At 68.9% G+C, this 15,812-nt stretch carries 13 protein-coding genes; 10 read left to right on the top strand and 3 right to left on the bottom strand.

From position 1 onward, the window contains the following. The first annotated feature begins 198 nt into the window (after positions 1-198). The gene (locus AC1C2V_RS18735) at positions 199-2,859 is read left to right on the top strand and encodes a M14 family zinc carboxypeptidase (RefSeq protein WP_495391160.1); all 2,661 of its coding nucleotides are present in this window, start codon (positions 199-201) and stop codon (positions 2,857-2,859) included. A gap of 54 nt (positions 2,860-2,913) precedes the next feature. Here the strand turns inward: AC1C2V_RS18735 and AC1C2V_RS18730 are convergent, their stop codons facing one another. Continuing rightward, the gene (locus AC1C2V_RS18730; protein ID WP_495391159.1) at positions 2,914-5,184 is read right to left on the bottom strand and encodes an MMPL family transporter; all 2,271 of its coding nucleotides are present in this window, start codon (positions 5,182-5,184) and stop codon (positions 2,914-2,916) included. Positions 5,185-5,220: 36 nt separating this feature from the next. Between AC1C2V_RS18730 and AC1C2V_RS18725 the strand changes: the two genes are divergently transcribed. The 4 genes from AC1C2V_RS18725 to AC1C2V_RS18710 all read left to right on the top strand — a co-directional run bounded on the left by AC1C2V_RS18725 (position 5,221) and on the right by AC1C2V_RS18710 (position 8,386). Beyond that, entirely contained in the window at positions 5,221-5,712 is a 492-nt protein-coding gene (locus AC1C2V_RS18725; protein ID WP_495391158.1) for a MarR family winged helix-turn-helix transcriptional regulator, read from the top strand. A gap of 18 nt (positions 5,713-5,730) precedes the next feature. Then, positions 5,731-6,408: a lipoyl(octanoyl) transferase LipB gene (gene lipB / locus AC1C2V_RS18720; RefSeq protein ID WP_495391188.1), complete on the top strand. Its 678-nt coding sequence runs from the start codon at positions 5,731-5,733 to the stop codon at positions 6,406-6,408. Positions 6,409-6,604: 196 nt separating this feature from the next. Further along, complete coding sequence (gene lipA, locus AC1C2V_RS18715; protein WP_495391157.1) at positions 6,605-7,615, top strand: lipoyl synthase; 1,011 nt, start codon at positions 6,605-6,607, stop codon at positions 7,613-7,615. Positions 7,616-7,651: 36 nt separating this feature from the next. Further along, a complete protein-coding gene (locus AC1C2V_RS18710) occupies positions 7,652-8,386 on the top strand; it encodes a DUF4191 domain-containing protein (RefSeq protein WP_495391156.1) in 735 nt (244 codons plus the stop codon). A gap of 108 nt (positions 8,387-8,494) precedes the next feature. On the opposite strand, the gene AC1C2V_RS18705 is transcribed toward AC1C2V_RS18710, so the two are convergent. After that, the gene (locus tag AC1C2V_RS18705) at positions 8,495-8,956 is read right to left on the bottom strand and encodes an RDD family protein (protein WP_495391155.1); all 462 of its coding nucleotides are present in this window, start codon (positions 8,954-8,956) and stop codon (positions 8,495-8,497) included. A gap of 172 nt (positions 8,957-9,128) precedes the next feature. Here AC1C2V_RS18705 and glnA point away from each other — a divergent pair, with 172 nt between their 5' ends. From glnA to AC1C2V_RS18680, 5 genes are all read left to right on the top strand, one after another. Next, positions 9,129-10,553, top strand: a complete 1,425-nt coding sequence (gene glnA / locus AC1C2V_RS18700) for a type I glutamate--ammonia ligase (RefSeq protein WP_495391154.1) — start codon at positions 9,129-9,131, stop codon at positions 10,551-10,553. A 532-nt stretch (positions 10,554-11,085) separates the two neighbouring features. Next, positions 11,086-12,051 (top strand): NAD(P)-dependent oxidoreductase, encoded by a 966-nt coding sequence (locus tag AC1C2V_RS18695; protein WP_495391187.1) that lies wholly within the window; start codon positions 11,086-11,088, stop codon positions 12,049-12,051. Continuing rightward, the gene (gene vanA / locus AC1C2V_RS18690) at positions 12,048-13,088 is read left to right on the top strand and encodes a D-alanine--(R)-lactate ligase (protein WP_495391153.1); all 1,041 of its coding nucleotides are present in this window, start codon (positions 12,048-12,050) and stop codon (positions 13,086-13,088) included. The genes AC1C2V_RS18695 and vanA overlap by 4 nt, the downstream gene beginning before the upstream one ends. Beyond that, on the top strand, positions 13,085-13,693 hold the full coding sequence (gene vanX / locus AC1C2V_RS18685) for a D-Ala-D-Ala dipeptidase VanX (protein ID WP_495391152.1): 609 nt from the start codon (positions 13,085-13,087) through the stop codon (positions 13,691-13,693). Before vanA ends, vanX begins: the two co-directional genes overlap by 4 nt. A gap of 55 nt (positions 13,694-13,748) precedes the next feature. Beyond that, positions 13,749-14,336, top strand: a complete 588-nt coding sequence (locus AC1C2V_RS18680; RefSeq protein WP_495391151.1) for a hypothetical protein — start codon at positions 13,749-13,751, stop codon at positions 14,334-14,336. Positions 14,337-14,732: 396 nt separating this feature from the next. Here AC1C2V_RS18680 and AC1C2V_RS18675 read toward each other — a convergent pair whose 3' ends face one another. Further along, positions 14,733-15,806: a sensor histidine kinase gene (locus tag AC1C2V_RS18675; protein WP_495391150.1), complete on the bottom strand. Its 1,074-nt coding sequence runs from the start codon at positions 15,804-15,806 to the stop codon at positions 14,733-14,735. Positions 15,807-15,812 lie beyond the last annotated feature (6 nt).

The raw sequence follows: 15,812 nt of genomic DNA, 5'->3' as shown, positions 1-15,812 counted from the left end.
CCGTCGCCGTCGCCTCGTCCGTGACCATGCCTCCATGGTGCCCGGCCGGGTCCCGACCCGGCCGGGTGCCACGCGGGAGGCCTGCTACCGCCCGGTCGTGCCGGCCACCCCGACGCCAGGACGAAAGTGTGCTGCGGCAATAGCCTGGGCGACGACCTCACCGCAGAGGGCGGCGGGGTCGCGTGAAAGGAGCAGCACATGGCACAACGACGTACCACCGTCGTCACCACGACGGCGGCCGCTCTGCTCGCAACCGGCCTGGTCGCCTCCGGCGCCCTCGCGAAGACGCCGTCGGACGCGTCCGGAAGCACGCTGACGGCGGCCACGGCGGACATCGCCACCCCCGAGGAATACTTCGGGTTCGAGATGGGCACGGAGGGACGGCTCGCCGCCTACCCGGACGTACTCGACTACATGCGGACCGTCGCCGAGAGCTCGGACCGCGTCACCTACGAGACGGTCGGCGAGACCACGGAGGGCAACGAGTACGCGACCGTCTTCATCAGCTCGCCGGAGAACCTGCAACGGCTCGACGAGATCGTGGAGCTGAACAAGCGCCTGTCCGACCCACGGTCGACGACGCCCGAGGAGGCTCGCGCACTGGCGCGCGAGAGCGTGCCGATCTACCACCTCGAGGCCACCGTGCACTCCACCGAGGTCGGCAACGGGCAGGCGATCAACGACATCGTGCACCGGCTCGCGACCGAAACCTCGGACTACACCGAGAACGTGCTGACGAACTCGGTGATCATGCTGGTCCCGTCGCAGAACCCTGACGGCCAGGTCAAGGTCGTCGACCACTTCGACCGCACCGCCGACACGGACCTGGCCCGCGTCTACCCCGACCTCTACCAGAAGTACACCGGGCACGACGACAACCGTGACTGGACGATGTTCACCCAGGTCGAGGCGCGGTACCGGCTCGGGCTCAGCCAGGAGTACCGGCCGGTGATGACCCACATCATGCATCAGCAGGGCAGCTCCGGTGAGCGGATCTTCGTGCCGCCGTACGGGGGCGTCACCAGCGCGAACGTGCCGGCCAACTCCAACGCGTCCAGCTCGGCGGTAGGCCAGCACGCCATGCGCGACCTGACGGCCGACGGCAAGAAGGGCGTGGGCACGGACGACTACCACATCTACTGGACCCTCGAGCAGCCCGTCGGGTTCTTCCCGTTCACGGGGACCGGCGTGTACCTCACGGAGATCGCGTCGGTGGCCGACCTGGCGTACCCGCAGCGGTCTGATGACGGGAGCCCGCTGGGCCCCCAGACGCCCACGCAGGACCTCATCCAGCCGTACGACAACGACACCTGGACGCTGCGGGACATCGTCGAGTACGCCGAGACCGCCACCTACGCGGGCATGGAGTACGTGGCCGACAACGGCGAGGAGCTGCTGTACGACAACCTCTACGCCGCGCCGCAGGAGTTCACCGAGAACGGTGTGGCGTCCGGTGTCGCGGCCTACGTGGTGGGCGCCGATCAGCGTGACCCCTACGCGACGTACGAGATGCTCGAGCGGCTCGACTGGACCGACGTCGAGATCGACCGGGCGACGGCGCCCTTCACGGCCGGCGGCGAGCGGTACCCCGCCGGGTCGTGGGTGATCGCGACGCACCAGCCGCTGGGCAACTGGGCCGACCAGCTGCTCGGCACCGACGAGTACCCGGTCGACGACCTGCCGTACGCCGAGGCGACGACGAGCCTGCCGCTGCAGCTCGGCGTCGACGTCGCCGCGATCGACGAGCCGCTCGAGGCCGACCTCGAGCGCGTGGAGGAGATCGAGGTGCCCGAGGTCGAGATGCCGGCGGCACCGGGATCCACGGGGGCGTACCTCGTGCGGCCGGAGTCGTACGGGACGATCCCGATGGTGGCCGCCCTGCAGAAGGCGAACATCGCCACCTTCCGCGCGGGCGCCGAGTTCACCTCCGACGACACCGCCTACCCCGCGGGGACGTACGTGGTCCCGGCCACGCCGCAAGCGCGGCGCGTGCTCGCCACGTCGAGCGCCGACGTCGGCGTGCCCGTGGCGGCGACGGCACAGGCACCGGCCGTCGAGGGGATCCAGCTCAAGCCCCGCACCCGGGTCGGCCTGCTGCGCGGGGCGAACAACATGCCGGGCGGCTGGGACATGTACCTCATGGACCAGTACAAGGTCGCCTACGACGTCGTCGGCGCGCAGGACTTCCAGAGCGGGCGGCTGATCGACGTCTACGACACGATCATGCTCCCGCAGGGCATCTCCCGGAAGGACATCGTCGAGGGCCTCGACCCGCAGAAGTACGACGAGGAGTTCGCGTGGGCCTACGGCGTCGGGCAGAAGGGCTGGCGCAAGCTCGCCCAGTTCGTGCGCCAGGGTGGCACGCTCCTGGCCATCGGCGACTCGGTCGCCACCGCGAAGGAGCTGCTGGACCTGCCGATCGAGCCGGCGCTGCCCGACGACTCCGACGAGTTCGCGACGGGCGGCAGCCTGCTCAACCACGAGTTCGACACCTCGGACATGGTCGCGTGGGGCATGCCGGAGCAGTGGCCGGTCTGGCTCTACGGCACCCAGGCGTGGACCCCGACCGGCCCCGACGCCGACGTGGTGTCGACCTACCCGGACTCCGGCGTGCTCGCCAGCGGTTATCTCCGGGGCGAGGAGCACATCGCGGGCGCGGCCAACGTGGTGTCGTTCGACATCGGCAAGGGCAGCGTCGTCACGTACGGCAGCGAGGTGACCTTCCGGTCGCTGCCCCGCTCGTCGTTCAACCTCGTCTACAACGCGCTCTACGGCGGGCCCGCGGCCGAGGTCAGCAAGAGGCAGCTCGCCGGGCTCCGGCCGGCGTTCACGGCCGACGGCACCCTGCGCTCGCGGTAGGGCCCTGACGGGCCGGGCGGCGGCGCGCGGGGTGGAACCGCGCACCGCCGTCCGTCACCCGCCCTGCGCGCCTGCCCGGCCGCGCCCCAGGCGCGACGGCCACCAGACGCGATCGCCGACGTCGTGCACGAGGGCGGGCACCAGGAGGCTGCGTACCACCAGCGTGTCGACCAGCACGCCGAACGCGACGATGACCGCCAGCTGCGCGAGGAACAGCAGCGGGATGACCCCGAGCGCGGCGAAGGTCGCGGCGAGCACGACCCCGGCGGACGTGATGACCGAGCCCGTGACGGCCAGCCCCCGCAGCACGCCGCGCCGCGTGCCGACCTCGAGGCTCTCCTCGCGCACGCGGGTCATGAGGAAGATCGAGTAGTCGACCCCCAGCGCGACCAGGAAGCAGAAGGCGTACAGCGGCACCGCCGGGTCGGCGCCCGGGAAGTCGAGGACGTGGTTGAACACCAGGGCCGCGACGCCGAGCGCGAACCCGAACGACAGGACGTTGGCCGCCATGAGCAGCACGGCCGCGAGGACCGAGCGCAGCAGCAGCACGAGGATCAGCAGGATCACGGCCAGCACCACGGGGACGATGGTGCGCAGGTCGCGCTGCCCGGCGACCTGGGTATCGAGCCGCTCGGCGGCCGCACCGCCGACCAGGGCGTCCGGGCTCGCCTCGTGCACCGCGGCACGCAGGTCGGCGACGGTGTCGACCGCCTCCTGGCTGTCGGACGGCGCCTCGGTCGTGGCGTCCACGCGCACCTTCCCGTCGACGACGAGCGGGTCACCCTGGGCAGGCCGCCCCGGCGCGGCGGCCGGCTGGTCGGTGACGACGGTCGCGGCGGTGATCCCGTCGGTGTCCTCGGCCGCGTCCACCACGGCGTCGGCGTCCTCCTCGGGGGCGACGACGATCGCGGGCTGGGCGGAGACTCCCTCGAAGTGGCTCGTGAGCACCTTCTCGCCGTCGACCGAGTCGACCTGGGTGAGGAACACCTCCGAGTCCCCCGTACCGTTCGCGTCCAGCGTCGGGACGAACGCCGCTCCCCCGGCCAGCACGACGGCGGTGGCGATCCACACCACCCGGTCGTGGCGCCCGACGAAGCCGGCGACGCGGGACCAGACGCCGTGCCCCGCGACCTCCACGTGTGAGTCGTCGTCCGTGGATCCGACGGACGCCCCCGGGGCGTCGGGGTGCCGCCCGAGCGCGTGCGGGACCCGGGGCCAGAAGACCCACCGGGCGCGCTGCCCGCCGACGAGCAGCATCGCGGGCAGGAACGTCATCGCCGACAGGAACGCCGCGGCGATGCCGATGGCCGCGACCGGACCGAGGCTGCGGTTGGACGACAGGTCGGACAGCAGCAGGCAGAGCAGCCCCGCGATGACTGTCCCCGCACTGGCGGCGATCGGCTCGACCGAGGCCCGGAGGGCGCGACGCATCGCCGTGTACGGCGACACGGTCGTGCGCAGCTCCTCGCGATAGCGGGCGACGAGCAGCAGGGCGTAGTCCACCGAGGCGCCCACCACGAGGATCGACAGGATCCCCTGGGACTGCCCGTTGAGGGTGAGGACGTCGTTCGCGGCGAGGTGGTACACCACCAACCCGGCGAGGCAGAGCGCGAGCACGGCCGTGAAGATCACGACGAACGGCAGCACCGGCGAGCGGTAGACGAGCGCGAGGATCACGAAGACGGCACCGAGCGCGACGAGCAGCAGCACGGTGTCGATCGCCCCGAACGCGCTCACGAGGTCCGCGACGAAACCGGCCGGCCCCGTGACCCACGTCTCCAGACCGGTGCCGGCGAGCCCCCCGTCCGCGGCGTCGGCGGCGGCGAGCGTCCGCAGCGCGCCGATCGCGAGCTCGGAGACGCTCGACTCCTCCGCGCCGACGTCCTCGGAGGCCTTCGCCGCGTCGAGGGAGACCACCACGAGGGCGGCCCGCCCGTCCTCGGACGGCACGACGACGGGGTCCGCCACGCTCGCGTCCCCGACGGTCCGCGGCTCGTCGCCCGAGGTGCCCTCGAGCGGGGCGTCGCCGATCGACCCGGCGAAGGCCTGGACGTCGGCAAGCTGCTCCTTCGTCAGCGCGGACCCGTCGGCAGTCTCGCTGACCACCAGTGCGGGCAGCGTCTCGGAGTCGGTGAACTCGCGGGCGAGCTCGGCGGCCTGCGTGGACTCGGCGCTCGCGGGCAGGAACGCGGCGTTGTCGTTCGTCTGGACGCTGCTCAGGTTGCCCTGCGCCTGTCCGCCGATCGCCCCGATGGCGAGCCACACGCCGATCGCTGCCAGAATGGCGAGGCCCCGGAGGAGTCCTGATCTACGATTGCTCAGCATGCTGAGTATCCTGCCTGACAGGGAGGCGAGCAGCAAGTGACCGACGACGCGACCCCGTCCGACGCGACGTGGCCCGACGCCGCCGCGGCCGAACCCACGAGCGACGATCCCGCGCGGTGGCCGACGGGGCGCCTCCTCTTCACCGTCGTCCGCCGCATCGAGCACGACTGGAACGCCCACCTCGCGGCGTGGGACCTCAACCATGCAGGGTTCCCCGTGCTCCTGCACCTGCTCGCCGGCCCCCGCACGCAGCGTGAGCTCGCGCGGCTCAACGGCGTCACCGAGCAGACCATGAGCCGCGTCGTCGCACGGCTCGAGCGCTCCGGCTACGTGTCCCGCCGCGAAGACCCGCACGACCGCCGGCGGCGGGCCGTCGCCGTCACCGAGGCAGGTCGGGCTGCCGCCGCCGAGGCCGGACGGGTGCAGCCTGCCGAGGACCTGACGACCAGCGGCCTCGACGACGACCAGGTGGCGCAGCTGCGCGAGATCCTCGTCACCCTCGTGCGCTCACAGCGCGGCGAGGGCTAGCCTCGCCGGGTGGACGTGATGACGCTGCCCGGACTGACCGAGTACCACGAGGCGTGGGAGCTCCAGCGCCGCGTGCACGCCGACGTCGTCGCCGGAGACCGACCCGACACGCTGATCGTCGTGGAGCACCCCGACGTCTACACCGCGGGCCGGCGCACGCACCGCGACGAGCGCCCTACCGACGGGACCCCGGTGGTGGACGTCGACCGCGGCGGCAAGGTCACCTGGCACGGCCCCGGCCAGCAGGTCGTGTACCCGATCCTGCGCCTCGCCGAGCCGATCGACGTCGTGGCTTACGTGCGGGCGCTCGAGGAGGCCGTGATGCAGGTGTGCGCGGGCTTCGGGCTCGAGACCATCCGGGTGGAGGGGCGCACGGGCGTGTGGCTGGCCGCCGACGCCGACCGCCGCGAGCGGAAGGTGTGCGCGATCGGGGTGCGCACGGCCAAGGGCGTGACGATGCACGGCATCGCCCTCAACTGCTGCCCCGATCTGAGCCGCTTCGAGCTGATCGTGCCGTGCGGCATCACCGACGCCGACGTCACCTCCCTGACGATCGAGACCGGTCGCACCGTCACCCTCGGCGACGCGTACGGCCCCCTCGTCGACGCCCTCGCCCGCCGGCTCGAGCCGCTGCGCGCGGTGGCGGCGCCGGCGCCGGTCACCGCACCGGTCGCCGTGCCGGTCGCGACCGCCTGACGTCGGGAGCGTTGCCCACGTCACGTCCACACGGTGGGCATCGCACCTGGCCGGGCGGCCCGGCTCACGTCGTCTGACCCGGCTCACGTAGTCCGACCCGGCTCACGTAGTCTGACGAGGTCCGGCGCGGGCTCCCGGCCTCACAGGCCGAGCCCGCCCGGCGTCCACCCTGCTCGACGACGACCGGGAGACACCCGTGACGATCGCACCCGAGGGCCGCCGCATGCTGCGCATCGAGGCCCGGAACGCCACCACCCCCATCGAGAAGAAGCCCGAGTGGATCAAGACCAAGGCCGTGATGGGTCCCGAGTACCGGGAGCTCAAGGGCCTGGTCAAGGGCGAGGGCCTGCACACGGTGTGCGAGGAGGCGGGCTGCCCCAACATCTTCGAGTGCTGGGAGGACCGGGAGGCCACGTTCCTCATCGGCGGCGACCAGTGCACGCGGCGCTGTGACTTCTGCCAGATCGACACGGGCAAGCCGGCCGACCTCGACGCCGACGAGCCCCGCCGCGTGGCCGAGTCGGTCCGCACGATGGGCCTGAAGTACTCGACGATCACCGGCGTCGCCCGCGACGACCTCGCCGACGGCGGTGCCTGGCTCTACGCCGAGACGGTTCGCCAGATCCACGCGCTCAACCCGGGCACCGGCGTGGAGCTGCTCATCCCCGACTTCAACGCCATCCCCGAGCTGCTCGACCAGGTCAACGAGTCGCGGCCCGAGGTCCTGGCCCACAACGTGGAGACGGTGCCGCGGATCTTCAAGCAGATCCGTCCGGCCTTCCGCTACGACCGGTCGCTGTCCGTACTCACCCGCGCGCGCGACGCAGGGCTCGTGACGAAGTCGAACCTCATCCTCGGCATGGGCGAGACCATCGAGGAGTGCAAGGTCGCGCTGCAGGACCTGCACGACGCCGGCTGCGACCTCATCACCATCACGCAGTACCTGCGTCCGTCGTTGCGCCACCACCCCGTGGACCGCTGGGTGCGTCCCGAGGAGTTCGTCGAGCTGTCGGACGCCGCCGAGGAGATCGGCTTCCTCGGCGTCATGGCCGGCCCGCTCGTGCGGTCGTCGTACCGCGCCGGGCGCCTGTGGGGACAAGCGATGACCCGCCGCGGGCTGCCCATCCCGGAGTCGCTGGCGCACCTCGCCGAGCCGACCTCGTCGCGCCAGGAGGCGGCGAGCTTGCTCGCCCGCCCCACCCGCTGACCGAAGCACTGCACCCGCCCACTAGACTGGACGACCATGGCCCGCACCAAGTCCGACGCCGGCGCGTCCGCCGACGCCAACGGTAAGCAGAAGAAGCCCAAGAAGCAGCGCTGGTACCACCAGGTGTGGTCCGCGTACCAGATGACGCGCAAGCAGGATCCGACGGTCACCTGGGTGCTCCTGGGCGCCTTCGTCGGCATCCTCGCGGTGGCGTTCGTCATCGGGTTGCTGCTCGACGCCCCTGTCTATGCGATGGTCGTCGGCCTGCCGTTCGCCCTGCTGGGTGCCATGTTCATCCTGACGCGCAAGGCGGAGCGGGCCGCGTACACGCAGATCGAGGGCCAGCCCGGCGCGGCTCGCGCGGCCCTCGGCACCGTCCGCGGCGGCTGGGAGTTCGACGACGAGCCGATCGCGGTCAACCCGCGCACGCAGGACTTCATCTTCCGCGGGGTCGGGCGCCCCGGCGTCGTGCTGGTCAGCGAGGGCCCGTCGCACCGCGTCAAGCGTCTCCTCGAGGACGAGCGAAGGCGCGTGTCGCGCGTGCTGCCGAACGTGCCGATCACGCTCATCGAGTGCGGCAACGAGGAGGGGCAGGTCCCGCTGCCCAAGGTGGCGCGCAAGGTGCAGAAGCTCAAGAACACCCTGACCAAGCCCGAGGCGGACCAGGTCAAGAAGCGGCTCAAGGCGCTCGGCGGCGCGCGGCTGCCGATCCCGAAGGGCGTCGACCCGATGAAGGCCCGCCCCGACCGCAAGGGCCTGCGCGGGCGCTGACCAGGACGCCGCCCGCAAACGACGGGCCGGGTCGCCACGGGCGACCCGGCCCTCGTTGCGTGAGCCCGTCGATGCGATAGTCCGTCGATGCGATAGTCCGCCGTTGCGTCAGCGGCGGAGCAGCACCGTGCCGGCCGCGCGGTCGTGCAGGCCGCGACCGTCGCCGTCCCACACGACGGCGGGGATGACGAGGCACAGCAGCAGGGTCCGTACCAACCCGCGCACGAACCCCGGGGCGACGTCGGCGGGGGCACCCAGCACCCGCACCTGCAGGCCGAGCAGGCGGTGCCCGATGGTGAAACCGACGGTGCTGACCAGCAGCAGGTTCTCGAGCGCGAACACCCCGAGAGTCACCCACGAGTTCAGCTCCGCGAACGATGCGGGGCTCGTCACCAGGTAGGCGATCAGGGTGGCGACGGCCCAGTCGACGACGAGCGCGACGGCCCGCCGGCCGAGCCGTGCGAGCGATCCCGGGCCCGACTCGGGGAGCCCCAGGCGACCCCGCGCACCGCTAGGGTCCGTCCTCCTGCCGCCCTCGAGCCACGAACCCATGTCCTCACGCGACGCCATTGCCTCAGAGTACGTGGGGCACATGAGGTAGCGTCGCGTGGCGCCATCGTCGAGGTCTCCGTAACGTGTTCGAAACATATGCGCCACGCCGGAGAAACGCTGCCGCCATACCGTCGTGGTCGCCGAGCGGCGGGCTGTGCCCGCCGGCCACGTCCTTCCAAGGAGCGCATGCATGTTCACGAACGCCGAGGAGGCCATCGCCTTCACCCGTCGCGAGGGGGTGGAGTTCATCGATGTCCGGTTCATCGACCTGCCGGGCGTGATGCAGCACTTCAACATGCCCGTCGAGCAGTTCTCGGAAGACTCCTTCACCGAGGGCCTGATGTTCGACGGGTCGTCGATCCGCGGGTTCCAGGCGATCCACGAGTCGGACATGAAGCTGGTCCCGGACGTCACGACGGCGTACCTGGACCCGTTCCGCAAGCGCAAGACGCTGATCATCAACTTCTCGATCGTGGACCCGTTCACGGACGAGCCATACGCGCGTGACCCGCGCACCATCGCCGCCAAGGCCGAGGCGTACCTGAAGTCGACCGGCATCGCCGACACCGCGTTCTTCGCCCCCGAGGCGGAGTTCTACATCTTCGACGACGTGCGCTTCAAGACCTCGGCGAACGAGGGCTACTACCACATCGACTCCGTCGAGGCCGCGTGGAACACCGGCCGCGAGGAGGAGGGTGGCAACCTCGGGTACAAGACCCGCTACAAGGGTGGCTACTTCCCCGTCTCCCCGAACGACCAGTTCGCGGACCTGCGCGACGAGATGTGCGCCGTGCTTGCCGCGGTCGGCCTCGACGTCGAGCGCGCGCACCACGAGGTGGGCACCGCCGGTCAGCAGGAGATCAACTACCGGTTCAACACGCTGCTGCACTCGGCCGACGACCTGATGAAGTTCAAGTACGTCATCAAGAACGTCGCGTGGCAGGCCGGCAAGTCGGTCACCTTCATGCCGAAGCCGATCTTCGGCGACAACGGCTCGGGCATGCACTCGCACCAGTCGCTCTGGATGAACGGCGACCCGCTGTTCTACGACGAGAAGGGCTACGGCGGCCTGTCCGACATGGCTCGCTGGTACATCGGCGGCCTGCTCAAGCACGCACCGTCGCTGCTCGCCTTCACCAACCCGTCGGTGAACTCCTACCACCGCCTGGTGCCGGGCTACGAGGCACCGGTCAACCTGGTCTACTCGGCCCGCAACCGCTCCGCGTGCATCCGCATCCCGGTCACCGGCTCCTCGCCGAAGGCCAAGCGCGTCGAGTTCCGCGTGCCGGACCCGTCGGCCAACCCGTACCTCGCGTTCGCCGCCCAGCTCCTCGCGGGCATCGACGGCATCAAGAACCGCATCGAGCCGCCGGCGCCGATCGACAAGGACCTGTACGAGCTGCCCCCCGAGGAGCACGAGCAGATCGCCCAAGTGCCCGCCTCCCTCGGCGAGGCTCTGGACAACCTCGAGCGCGACCACGACTTCCTCACCCAGGGCGACGTCTTCTCCGAGGACCTCATCGCCACCTGGATCGACTACAAGCGCACCAACGAGATCGACCCGATCCGTCTGCGCCCGCACCCCCACGAGTTCGAGCTCTACTACGACATCTGAGTTCGGCTCATTCCGGACCGGCGGCGACGCCAAGAAATCGCTGCTGGCCTGCAGAAACGCCCCGCACCAGCTCGCACTGGTGCGGGGCATCTCGCGTTCGCCGAGCGCGTGAGGAGCACAGGAGCTGCCGGACCGGACAACGGTCGTCGCGGCCTTGGAGGCGCAGCGCCAAGGCTAAGCCGAACCGTCCGCAGTTTGCTGCCCGGAGCGTCCCCGGGCCAGTCGTCCGGGACCCGTTCTCGACGGCGTCGTTCAGCCGCTCGGTCCCTCGCCGAGCGCACCAGACCTCTGCGACGGCATCGGTGCCAGCTCTTCGGGTACGGGTGATGCGCGGTCCCCCCCAAGACCCCCGTCACTCACATAGCTCAGGAGCCTGAGCTACATATCGTCCGCATATCGAAAATCGCATACGTGCCGGCAACACCCCGCCGTCTTGACTTGCAGCATGGCCCACGGCGAACTCGGTTGGATCCCAAGCGGAGCGGTCGCCGGCCGACGCGCCCGTGCGACGGCCGAGCCGCCCCCCCTTGCCATCGCAACGGCGGGGATCACGGTCTTCGGGTGCAGCCAGGACGAAGCCGCCATGTTCCGCGAGATGGGTGCTCGTCTCGACGTATCGCCAACGATCGTAGAGTCGGCGGTCTGTGAAGCAAATGCTGAGCTTGCACGTGGCAGCCGATGCATCAGCGTGAACCACAAGACCCAGATCACGAACTCCACGCTTCTGGCGCTCAGCAATGCCGGCGTGGGTTACATCTCCACCAGAAGCATCGGCTACAACCATATCAACCTGGAGTACGCCGAGCACGTCGGCATCTCAGTGGGCAACGTCGCCTACTCACCGGACAGCGTAGCCGACTACACGCTGATGTTGATGCTGATGGCCGTGCGGCACGCAAAGTCCACCATCCGTCGCACCGATACTTATGACTATCGACTGAATGAGAGCCGCGGTAGGGAACTACGCGACCTGACCGTGGGCGTGGTCGGAGCGGGGCGCATTGGCACAGCAGTGATCGACCGCCTGCGAGGCTTTGGGAGCCGCGTGCTCGTCAGCGCAAAGCCGTCTCGCGCCGGCACCGACCATGTGCCGCTGGACGAACTGATCGAGCAGAGCGATATCGTCACGCTCCATACCCCGCTCACCGCGGACACGCACCATCTCCTCGATCGCGATCGCATCGAGCGGATGAAGCCCGGCGCGTACGTCGTCAACACGGGACGCGGACCGCTGCTCGATACCGAGGCCCTCCTGTCGGCGCTGGAGAGCGGCCGGTTGGGCGGTGCGGCGCTGGACGTCCTCGAAGGCGAGGAGGGGATCTTCTACGCCGACTACCGAGACAGGCGTATCGACAACGAGGTCTTGGTGCGACTACAGCGCATGCCCAATGTGCTGATCAGTCCGCACTCCGCCTATGACACGGATCACTCCCTGAAAGACATCGTCGAAAGCAGCCTCATCAGCTGCCTGAATTTTGAGAGCGGGAAGACAACATGAACAAGGTGAAGGTCGGAATCATCTTTGGTGGCGCTTCCGAGGAGCACCCCATCTCCATCAAATCGGCGCAAGAGGTCGCCAGGAGCCTCGACACGGAGATGTATGAACCGTTCTGGATCGGCATCACCACGGGCGGCGCCTGGAAGCTCTGTGACGGCCCCGGCGCGGATTGGGACAACGCCAGTGCTCGTCCAGCCGTGGTGTCACCCGACCGAAGCGTGCACGGCCTGCTGGTCATGGGGCAGGAAGGCTTCGAGACAGAGCGCCTCGACGTCATCTTTCCCGTGCTTCACGGCAAGCTCGGCGAGGACGGCGCGATCCAGGGCCTGCTGGAGCTCTCCGGCATCCCCTACGTGGGCTGCGACGTCCAGGGCTCGGCCGTGTGCATGGACAAGTCACTGGCCTACTCCGTCGCGAGGAGCGCAGGAATCGCCACGCCGAACTTCTGGGTCGTCGGGGAGGATGAAAAGCTCGACGCCGACAACCTCCCTTATCCCGTCTTCGTGAAGCCAGCTCGATCGGGTTCATCGTTCGGCGTCAGCAAGGTCACTGACAAGGACGAGCTGCCGGGCGCGCTGAGTTCGGCGCGACAGTACGACTCGAGGGTTCTGATCGAGGAAGCGGTGGTCGGTGGGGAGATCGGGTGTGCGGTCCTCGGGGAATCGTCCGGTCTGATCGTGGGAGAGGTGGACCGCGTCGACCTCTCCCACGGATTCTTCAGAATCCACCAGGAGGACTCGCCCGAGTCCGGGTCGGAGAACTCGACCTTCATCGTTCCCGCCGACATCTCCGACGATTCGCGCCAGCTCGTCCAAGAGACCGCCAAGACCATCTACCGCTCCCTGGGCTGCAAGGGACTTGCCCGCGTCGACATGTTCCTCACCGACGACGGGCGCGTGATCCTCAACGAGGTCAACACCATGCCTGGTATGACGTCTTACAGCCGCTACCCGCGGATGATGGCCGCCGCAGGAGTGCCGCTCTCTGATCTGATCGACCGGCTCCTCTCGACGGCACTGCTCGGGAAAAAGCAATGAACGATGGTTTCGTCTACGTCGACGAGTGGGTCCCGGGCGTCCGCTGGGATGCCAAGTACGCCACCTGCGACAACTTCACCGGCGCACCGGTGGACGGCTATCTCGCGAATCGGATCGTCGGCACTCGGTCCCTGTGCGCATCCCTGGAGCAGGCGAGCGAGAAGGCAGCCGCACGTGGCTTCGGGCTGCTTCTCTGGGACGGGTATCGCCCCCAACGCGCAGTCGACTGCTTCATCCGCTGGTCGACGCAACCAGAAGATGGCCGGACGAAACCGCGACACTACCCCAACATCGACCGGGCGGAGATGGTCACGGACGGATATGTGGCCGCGAAGTCGGGGCACAGCAGGGGCAGCACCGTCGACCTGACGCTCTTTCACCTTGCCACCGGTGACCTGGCTTCCATGGGCGGCGACCACGACCTCATGGACCCGATCTCACGTCATCAAGCTCAAGGAGTCACGCCGATCGAGGCCCAGAACCGTGGGCATCTCCGTTCCATCATGGAGGACTGCGGATTCGATCGGTACGACTGTGAGTGGTGGCACTACACGCTGAGAAACGAGCCTCATCCCGATGTCTATTTCGACTTTCCCATCACGTGATCGGAGTCTCCGTTGCATCTCGCAGTGGGGAGATCTGGAGCGCAACGATGTGGTGGTGATGCAGCGCACCCAGCGATCGGGGCTGGAGGTGTTCCTGCCGCGCACCGATCCCTCGCAGCTGCACGACTGGGCCTCCGACGGATACCGCTCGGTCGACGAGTACCTGTTCTGGTCCCGCAAGGTCTGCGGTCTGGCGTGTCTGCAGTCGCTGCTCCATGGCTGGACCGACGTCCGGCTGACGATGGGCGAGCTCCTTGCGCTGGCCCTCGACTGGGGTTGCTACGTGGTGGAGCCCTCCGGCAAGGTCCAAGGACTCATCTACCGGCCTTTCATGGCCTGGGTCAGCTCACAGTTCGGATTCCACTGCGAGCTGGTCGAGCGGACGCCGATTGGCGTCTCCGGCAGAGAGGTGCGACCTGGGCAGGTCATGATCGCCTCGGTATCTCCTGAGATTCGCGACTCCGACATCCACGACCCGCAACGAGGGGGCCACCTCGTGCTGGTCTATGCGGTCGAGGACGGGGTAGTGCGGTTCCACAACCCGTCGGGCTACTCCCACAACTCAGATTCCGCGTCGCTACCCATGCACGTATTCGAGCGGTTTCATGCACACCGAGGAATCTTGATCGGCGCAACATCGTGACGCCAGGCGAACCAGCACCCCACATCGTCGCCGCAGGTGGCTACTCGGCCGGTCACATCGAGCCCGCGACGAAACGGCGCCGCCGCAATACGTAGGCTGGAGCCCACGGCGGAGATCACCGCTCTCGGCACGGTCCGCGGACTGGACACCTGCTGCAGCAAGGCCTGCACCTGATCGACCACATCGACCACCAGGTCGGGGCGGGAGACGAACGGGTGGTGCCCGGTCGACAACTCGACGGAGCGTGTCGCTCGACCCGCATGGATGCGCTGCAGCTCGACCGAGGTGCTTCGGTCCCTCCCGCAGACGATGTGCGTCGAATCGGCCCCGCGCCAGCGACAAGCGCTCGGCTCCAGGCCCGGTTCGACGACCCGGCCAGGGCGACCTACATCGTTCCTACGAGACCTGCCGAGCTGTCGCGGGTAGTCGTACCGTGGCGCAGAGCCCACCGTCGGCGCGCGGGCTGAGCGAGAGCGTTCCGTCATGCGCTTGGGTGATGCTCTTGGCGATCGCCAGGCCGAGGCCGGCGCCCACATGGTCGCTGCGGACGCGATCGGTGCCGCGCTGGAACGGCTCGGTGAGGGTGGAGACCACGTGCGGGCTGATCTTGTCGCCGGTGTTCTCGACCGTAAGCACGGCGCCATCGGGACCGACAGTGGTGCTGACCTGAATGGTGCCGTATTCGGGCAGGTTGTGGACGATCGCGTTGTGCAGGAGGTTCGTGGTCAACTGCAGCAGGAGCGCAGGCGACCCGAAGGTCGGGGTGATGTCCCCCGAGGTTTCAATGACGACGCCGTGCTTCTCTGCGAGCGGGAGGAGCGTTTCGGTGGCTTCTTCCGCGACGAGCGACAAATCGACGTCATCTCGGGCGAAGGAGTGCTGGTCAGTGCGACTGAGGAGGAGCAGTGCTTCGGTGAGGTCGATCGCTCGGGTGTTGACGACGCGGAGGCGCTCATCGAGCTCGCTGTCTTCCCTGTTCGGATCGCTCCGAGCGACGTCGAGCAGGGTCTGCGTAATCGCAAGCGGAGTTCGCAGCTCATGGGAGGCGTTGGCCGCAAAGCGTTGGTGTTCGGCGACATGCGCTTCGAGCCGCGCGAGCATGCCGTCGAAGGCGTCAGCGAGCTCTCGGAACTCGTCCTGGCGCCCATCCAGCTCGATCCGGTGAGAGAGGGATCCCTTCGCAGCCGTGCGCGTGGCATCGGCGATGCGGGTCAGCGGGGCCAGCATCCGCCCAGCGAGAATCCACCCTCCGGCGAGACCGAACACCAGGAGGAACACCATCGCGCCGGCGGCCGCCGGCGCGAAGTCACGCAGTAGTTCGGTGCCCGAAGGCGCGATCACCACCTCGCCAGTGTCCTGTGCCCTCTCCCGGTAGTCGCTCAGGAAGACCGCGAGTGCCCCGAGCAGCACGGTGCCGGCGAGCATGAGGACGCCGGCATAGCTGAAGGTGAGCTTGAGGCGAACGCTCAACCCAGG

The sequence above is a fragment of the Isoptericola sp. Y541 genome, from assembly GCF_059445465.1.
Note: the sequence above shows the minus strand (reverse complement) of the source record. Positions and strands in the feature narration are given on the sequence as shown.

Excerpts from the sequence above, each read along its gene's own strand:
- AC1C2V_RS18705 (WP_495391155.1), bottom strand. The coding sequence starts at position 8,956 with ATGGCGTCGCGTGAGGACATGGGTTCGTGGCTCGAGGGCGGCAGGAGG.
- AC1C2V_RS18735 (WP_495391160.1), top strand. The coding sequence starts at position 199 with ATGGCACAACGACGTACCACCGTCGTCACCACGACGGCGGCCGCTCTG.
- lipB (WP_495391188.1), top strand. The coding sequence starts at position 5,731 with ATGACGCTGCCCGGACTGACCGAGTACCACGAGGCGTGGGAGCTCCAG.
- vanX (WP_495391152.1), top strand. The coding sequence starts at position 13,085 with ATGAACGATGGTTTCGTCTACGTCGACGAGTGGGTCCCGGGCGTCCGC.
- AC1C2V_RS18730 (WP_495391159.1), bottom strand. The coding sequence starts at position 5,184 with ATGCTGAGCAATCGTAGATCAGGACTCCTCCGGGGCCTCGCCATTCTG.
- vanA (WP_495391153.1), top strand. The coding sequence starts at position 12,048 with ATGAACAAGGTGAAGGTCGGAATCATCTTTGGTGGCGCTTCCGAGGAG.
- glnA (WP_495391154.1), top strand. The coding sequence starts at position 9,129 with ATGTTCACGAACGCCGAGGAGGCCATCGCCTTCACCCGTCGCGAGGGG.
- AC1C2V_RS18710 (WP_495391156.1), top strand. The coding sequence starts at position 7,652 with ATGGCCCGCACCAAGTCCGACGCCGGCGCGTCCGCCGACGCCAACGGT.